We start from the raw sequence: 6,010 nt of genomic DNA, 5'->3' as shown, positions 1-6,010 counted from the left end.
CTTCCCTCTGGCTTCACTCGGTTCGTTGCCTCTCCAAGTGCAGAGTTCAGTTCTGAGTCGGTGGTTAGCCTTTACTCAGGCTCCTTATTTCGGCTTGCTTTTGTTGGCTTGCTTGGCGCACTGAACTTTAAACCTTAAACTTTGAACCTTCTTGTATCTCCCATTGGGTCTCGATATCAACAAATCCGCTTTCCTGTCGTTGGGACTCGATCCAAATCGCATAGGCATGATCTTGTCGATGATAACTCACCTTGTGATCCTCACTATGAATAGAAAAAGAAAAAAAATATTTTCCCCGAATGAAGGGAAGAGAGACCATCTGAAGGGTGACTTGACCTCTTCCTTCAATCCAAGGGATCGAAAGGTTTTTGATTTGGGTATTGGTCCCAAAACAAATTTTCCCTTCTTGATCTGCGATGGAAAATCCAAAAACAGGTCGATTGATTCTTTTTTTGGCGTTATAAAAAATTTCTACTTCCATCGGGCTCAAACTCTGAAATCGATCGGTCGCCCCTCCTGAAGAATTTCGAAAAAGGACTTTCTCGATCTGGGCCTCAAAGTTTCCCCAGTCCTTTCTCATCAAAGGCTCTTCTCCCTTTTCAAGCCCCAGCCGAACATACTCATCCACCACTTCCTGAGGCCGCCCTAATTCAATAAACTGACCGTGATCTAAAAGAAGAACGCGATCACTGATTTTTTTGACCACCTCTAAGTCGTGTGAAACAATCAATAATGTTTTGCCCGCCTTTTGAAAATCAGCAATTTTCTGAAGACACTTCTTTCGGAAAGTTCCATCCCCTACTGCCAAAACTTCATCAATTAAAAGAATGTCCGGGTCTACTTCAACCGCAACAGAAAATCCCAATCGAACGTACATCCCTGAAGAATAATGCTTCACAGGAACATCCATAAAAGGCTCAAGCTCTGCAAATTGAACGATGCGCTCATAGCGTTCCTCAATTTGACCTCGAGAAAGTCCTAAAATTGACCCGTTTAAAAAAACATTTTCTCGGCCCGTCAATTCTGGATGAAAACCGGCCCCCAATTCCAAGAGGCTTGAAACACGACCGTGGATTTCTACAGCCCCTTCCGTTGGCTTCATCGTTTGAGCCAAAAGCCCTAGAAGCGTACTCTTCCCTGCCCCATTGGCCCCAATCATTCCTAAGGTTTCTCCTCGCTCCACGTCAAATGAAATATTTCTTAAGGCCCAGAAATCCTCTCCGCGACTTCTTGATTTAAAAAGAGAAAGTAAGGTCGATTTAAGAGACCTTTCTCGTTCATGTCTTAACCTAAAACGCTTTCCCAAACGGCTCACACGAACTGGAATGGCATCTGTAACTTCAGGAGAAGACTCACCCGAGGACATCAAAACTTTAGAATCCATCATATTCTTTCAATCCTCAAATAGAAACGTCAAATGGAACCGTCTTTGTCACTTCGGAAAAAATTTGATCCCCTTGAGAAACACGCAGGGTAAGAACAACCAAAAATTTCCCTTGAGCATCTCTAGGAATATCGATTTTGTAAGAATCCTTTCGCGTCCCCTCTAAGGGAGGACGATCCAGTTTATCTTGAAGAAGCACATTCCCTTGAGTATCAAACAATTGAATTTCAAGGGTGGTGAGAATCTCTTTGGGAAAACCTCGCCGATTGTATTTCATTTCAAGCGTCAAATGCGAGGAAGGTCGAACTATTTTCCCACTCACATCCATTCCAGCTTCATCGTGAAGCCCCAACGACACCACTTCCAAACTTGAACCCTGCTGTGCAATCAGTCCGACCACACCCAATAACAATAAAAAAGAGAAAAAAATGGTCACGTGTTTCATCGAAGATTCCATTCCTATCCTTAGCATATTCTCTACCCTTCGAAAAGGCGAATTATACCATTGTGTTCGTTTCAAAAAAACAACTATGAAAAATAAAGTATGAGATCAAGGGTCTTATCTACTTGGGTCTATGCGACACAGCCATATCTGCTTTTGGAAGTGAATGGGGTGACGAAAATAAACGATCTCTTCGGTAGGTTTTATAGTAGAAAAATCATTGAATCTTTTCAGAAATTTCTTTTAGAGCCAGATCCAAAAATGCTGGAAATGCCATGACCCCCATATCCCCTTTTTTTCGGTTTCGAACGGCGACCGTTTCTGCTTTTTTCTCTCGATCCCCTACAATCAACATGTAAGGAATTTTCTCCCCTTGGGCCTCTCTAATTTTAAAACCAATTTTTTCAGGTCGATCATCAAGTTCGCATCGAAGAGAGGCTTGAGTTAATTTTTGAATGATTCCTTTTGCGTAATCTATCTCTGAACTTGTGATGGGAAGAACTTTAACTTGAACGGGAGCCAGCCATAATGGGAATGCCCCTCGAAAATGCTCAATTAAAATTCCTAAAAAACGCTCCATGCTCCCCCAGACCGCTCGATGCACCATGACAACAGGATGATGCTTTCCATCGGAAGCGACAAAGGTTGCTTCAAAGCGATGAGGCAAATTAAAATCAACTTGGATCGTCGGGCCTTGCCAGCCTCGTCCAAGAGCATCGATTAATTTAATATCAATCTTGGGTCCGTAAAACACCCCTTCTCCCAGATCAATTTTATAAGAGATCGATCGGGTCTTAAGAGCTTCTTCTAAGGATCGAGTTGCTTGGTCCCAAAGCTCAACTTCGCCTACAAACTTTTCGGGCCGTGTACTTAATGCAACTTGATACTGAAACCCGAAAACCTTCATCATAAAATCGACAAGTTCCAATACCCTTTGAATCTCATTTTGAAGTTGATCCGGAGCGCAAAAAATATGGGCATCATCCTGAGTAAATCCACGAACCCGCATTAAACCATGAAGTACCCCGGTTCTTTCAAATCGATAAACCGTTCCCAATTCGGCAAACCTTAAAGGGAGGTCTCGATAGCTTCGGATGCCTGAGCGAAACATGAGAATATGACCCGGACAGTTCATGGGTTTAGCCACATACTGATCTTCTTCTAGCTCCATGGGAGGATACATGCTTTCTCGATAGTAGTCCCAATGACCGCTTTTTTTCCAAAGCTCTAGACGAGCAACATGAGGGCTATAGACAAATTCATAACCCCTCTTAAAATGTTCATCTCTCCAAAAATTTTCTAAAATCCACCGAACCCGTCCTCCCTTAGGATGCCAAAAAATAAGACCTGGCCCCGCCTCCGGGTAAATACTAAAAAGACCCAGCTCTTTTCCAAGCCTACGATGATCCCGCAGCTTTGATTCTTCCAACTGTTTTAAGTAGCTCTCCAGTTCTTGGCGGGAAGGGAAAGCCGTTCCATAAATTCTTTGGAGCATTTTGTTTTTTTCATTGCCTCGCCAGTAGGCTCCAGCCACACTCAAAAGCTTAAAGGCCTTTAGCTTTCCTGTGCTCTCTAAATGGGGGCCTCGGCATAAATCCAAAAATTCGCCCTGACGATAGGTGCTAACAATGCCATCTTGAATCTCTTTTAAAATTTCGACTTTAAAGGGCTCTCCCATCTTTTCAAAAAGCTTAATGGCCTCTTCTCGGGGAATTTCTTCTCTGGAGAATTTAAAATCCTCAGCAACAATTTTTTTCATTTCATCTTCAATACGACTCAGATCCTCTACGGAGAAGGGGTGATCCAGATCAAAATCGTAGTAAAAACCTGTCTCAATCGCAGGGCCAATGGTCATTTTGGCATTGGGGAAAAGACGCTTCACAGCTTGGGCCATGATATGGGCTGAACTGTGCCGACACTTTTCAAGCTCAGGTGTTAACGAGGCATGTTGTGGTTCTGGACCGTAACTCATTTAAATACCGTCGATCGTCTTTCGTATTTCGTAAATCGCATTCAGTTTCTTAACTTTAAACTTTGAACCTAAAATATTGAACTGTATTATTTGGGCGATACAGGGGTCGAACCTGTGACCTCGAGCGTGTCGAGCTCGCGCTCTAGCCAACTGAGCTAATCGCCCATGAATAGATAGCTACAAAAACTCTTTCCTTTTCTTCAAGAAAAATTGGATATAATATACACGGACGTTTTGTAGATTTATAGAAGAATTTTTAAGAATTCAGAGGCGAAAATGAAGCGATTGCATTTTTTTCTAAACTTCCTCAAGGATCGTCAGATCGGAGCTATTTTCCCTAGTTCTAGATTTGTCCACACAAGAGTCCTAAGTAAAATTAAGACTGAAACAATAAAGACCGTCATCGAGTATGGTCCAGGAAATGGCGTTCTCACCAAAACGCTTTTAAAGAAACTGCCCAAAAATGCACGATTTATCGTGATAGAAACCAATAAAAAGTTCTGTGAGGAATTAAAAAAAATAAATGATTCAAGGCTTGAAGTGATTCATGGGGATGCAAAAAAGGTTGATATCTATCTCAAAAAATTAAAAATAAAAGAGGTGGATTTAATTCTTTCTTCGATTCCCCTTTCGTTCTTTAACGAGCAAGAAATTAAAAGTCTTCTGAAAAAAACAAAACAGGTATTGACTCAAGGAGGAAAGTTCATTATCTATAATCAATATTCCTCTAAAGCAGGCTCTTACCTTAAGGGTTTTTTCAACAACCTCAAATCTCAGATGGAATTGAGAAATATTCCTCCCGCTTTTATCTTTGAAATGACCCAAGAATAACCGCTAATCTTTAACCTATAAGCGGTAAGTTTAATTGAGTCTATTTTTAACTTATAGCTGATTTTAAAGGTGGGTGCCACGAACGACAAACAAACCTGTGGTGGTCTGGATATTTCCAGTAAAGGTACTTCGATCGACTGAAAATTGGAAGGTAGCCGTAGCACTGTTTCCCCCCGAATCCGTAAACGTCGTCTCAATCTTATTATCCTTCAACGTTCCCGTAATCGCAAAATGACCTACCGTGCTGTTAATAACAATGGAAAAGAAGTCCCCAGAGTTTGTAACACTGGCATCTCCCACATCACTCTTGCCACTGGGATCTACAACAGTGACTTCATAATTTCCTGAAGCTTTTCGGACATCTCCTTGATCACAACCTAGAAAAGTAGTAAGCGATAAAAGTAGGAAAAAGAGAAAGCGAGGATGATAAGGGCCTTTGTGGTTCATCGAAAGAAAATTTTAGCACACCTAATGAACAAGTCAAAAACTTTTTATCAGAAAAATTTTAAAGAACTTACATTGACTTCTTTTCTCAAGAAGGACTAATATAAAAATGAGTCCATAGTCAACGGTCCACAGTCCATAGAAAAGAATGCTTCCTTTAAATCTGCCGACCATTGACTGTCGACTGTGGACTCTTTTCATGCACATGGGTGGACGAAAGCTTATGGCGACAAAACTGTGGCTCGGTCGATTACCACCGGTGACTAATAACGGGAGGGCATATGTCCAATTTTATCAAGATTGCAAATCGTAAAGATATTCCAGAGGAAACAGGAATGGCCATTGACATTGAAGGAAAATCGATTGCCCTTTTTAATATCAGTGGGAATTTTTATGCGATTGATAATATCTGTAAACATCGAGGAGGCCCTTTAGGCGAAGGAAGTCTAGAAGGTAAAGAAGTGATGTGTCCTTGGCATGGCTGGCAATACGATGTCACAACAGGGGAATGTTTGTCTAGCCCTTCAATTTGCCAGAAGAAGTTTGATGTTAAAATAGAAGGGGATGATATTTTGGTGGATGCTTCAAATGATTAAGCTCTATATCAAAATTGCTGAAGAAGAAATGTCCGCTGTTTTTCAAGATCTGAGCCCCCCTAAAGCGGTCAAACAAATTCTCATGTTTCAGAAGGGAAAGGACACGCTGTGTGATATAGTCGGCTGGTCCAACATTCCAACATCTTCCCCAACACCCGCTTATGCTCAGCGCATTACAGATTCCGGAGACGCCCAGGCTGTTCTTGTTCATGGAGGGGATGCAGGCGTTCTTCTTAAACCCACAGACATCCATGAACCCTGGAATCCCCAAAGCCCTCATCAAGACCATCGACCTTACCTTGTCATCTCCAGTGAGCAAGACCTGAGATACGTTGAATAAA

The 6,010-nt window shown here is 41.8% G+C and carries 7 protein-coding genes and 1 tRNA gene; 3 read left to right on the top strand and 5 right to left on the bottom strand.

Annotation, left to right across the window (positions count from 1 at the left end; all coding sequences use genetic code 11):
* Nucleotides 1–127: 127 nt before the first annotated feature.
* The 4 genes from HYS07_04085 to HYS07_04070 all read right to left on the bottom strand — a co-directional run bounded on the left by HYS07_04085 (nucleotide 128) and on the right by HYS07_04070 (nucleotide 3,963).
* Nucleotides 128–1,387 (bottom strand): ABC transporter ATP-binding protein, encoded by a 1,260-nt coding sequence (locus HYS07_04085; protein ID MBI1870355.1) that lies wholly within the window; start codon nucleotides 1,385–1,387, stop codon nucleotides 128–130.
* A 13-nt stretch (nucleotides 1,388–1,400) separates the two neighbouring features.
* Nucleotides 1,401–1,856, bottom strand: coding sequence for a hypothetical protein (locus HYS07_04080; protein MBI1870354.1), 456 nt, complete (start codon nucleotides 1,854–1,856; stop codon nucleotides 1,401–1,403).
* 187 nt (nucleotides 1,857–2,043) lie between these two features.
* Nucleotides 2,044–3,798, bottom strand: coding sequence for a threonine--tRNA ligase (gene thrS / locus HYS07_04075; protein ID MBI1870353.1), 1,755 nt, complete (start codon nucleotides 3,796–3,798; stop codon nucleotides 2,044–2,046).
* Between the two features lie 91 nt (nucleotides 3,799–3,889).
* Nucleotides 3,890–3,963, bottom strand: a tRNA-Val gene (locus HYS07_04070).
* A gap of 111 nt (nucleotides 3,964–4,074) precedes the next feature.
* On the opposite strand from HYS07_04070, the gene HYS07_04065 reads away from it, so the two are divergent.
* Nucleotides 4,075–4,629: a methyltransferase domain-containing protein gene (locus tag HYS07_04065; protein MBI1870352.1), complete on the top strand. Its 555-nt coding sequence runs from the start codon at nucleotides 4,075–4,077 to the stop codon at nucleotides 4,627–4,629.
* A 63-nt stretch (nucleotides 4,630–4,692) separates the two neighbouring features.
* On the opposite strand, the gene HYS07_04060 is transcribed toward HYS07_04065, so the two are convergent.
* Nucleotides 4,693–5,076 carry a hypothetical protein gene (locus HYS07_04060; GenBank protein MBI1870351.1) on the bottom strand — a complete coding sequence of 128 codons (384 nt, stop codon included), beginning with the start codon at nucleotides 5,074–5,076 and terminating at the stop codon, nucleotides 4,693–4,695.
* Between the two features lie 278 nt (nucleotides 5,077–5,354).
* Between HYS07_04060 and nirD the strand changes: the two genes are divergently transcribed.
* Entirely contained in the window at nucleotides 5,355–5,669 is a 315-nt protein-coding gene (nirD, locus tag HYS07_04055; GenBank protein MBI1870350.1) for a nitrite reductase small subunit NirD, read from the top strand.
* The gene (locus HYS07_04050; GenBank protein ID MBI1870349.1) at nucleotides 5,653–6,009 is read left to right on the top strand and encodes a hypothetical protein; all 357 of its coding nucleotides are present in this window, start codon (nucleotides 5,653–5,655) and stop codon (nucleotides 6,007–6,009) included. The genes nirD and HYS07_04050 overlap by 17 nt, the downstream gene beginning before the upstream one ends.
* Nucleotide 6,010: the final 1 nt, after the last annotated feature.

This window comes from Chlamydiota bacterium (assembly GCA_016178055.1).
In the GTDB taxonomy this organism is placed as follows: Bacteria; Auribacterota; JACPWU01; order JACPWU01; family JACPWU01; genus JACOUC01.
This window is presented reverse-complemented; position numbering and strand designations above follow the sequence as displayed.